Consider the following 366-nt stretch of genomic DNA (forward strand, 5'->3'; position numbering starts at 1 on the left):
GGCTCGCGGCGGCGAAGTATCGGGCCGCTCAAGGAAGCCGGATATACGTCCGCAATTGCGAAACTCGAACCCGACCAGATCAGGCGTTGCAATCAGGCGGGGTCCATATACGTCCACACATGACACCACCGCCCTGAACGCAGCCGCTCGGCGCGTTTCCTTCGGATCTCGGAGGCGAACATCGGGCCGAAACGCTGCCACCAGAAGCGGACGGATTCATGGCTGATGTCGATGCCGCTCTCGTGCAGCAGGTCTTCGACGTTCCGCAGCGACAAGGGGAAGCGTACGTAGAGCATCACCGCCAGGCGGATGATCTCAGGGCTGGTCTTGAAGTATTTGAACGGGTCGCGTTTGGTCATCCGGGGA

Annotated in this window: 1 pseudogene; it reads right to left on the reverse strand. The window is 60.9% G+C overall.

What is annotated here, in order from left to right:
• Positions 1-134: 134 nt before the first annotated feature.
• A pseudogene (locus tag EU800_RS26320) lies at positions 135-359 on the reverse strand (IS6 family transposase); the annotation flags it as partial.
• Positions 360-366: the final 7 nt, after the last annotated feature.

Source organism: Tropicimonas sp. IMCC6043 (assembly GCF_004146235.1).
In the GTDB taxonomy this organism is placed as follows: Bacteria; Pseudomonadota; Alphaproteobacteria; order Rhodobacterales; family Rhodobacteraceae; genus Tropicimonas.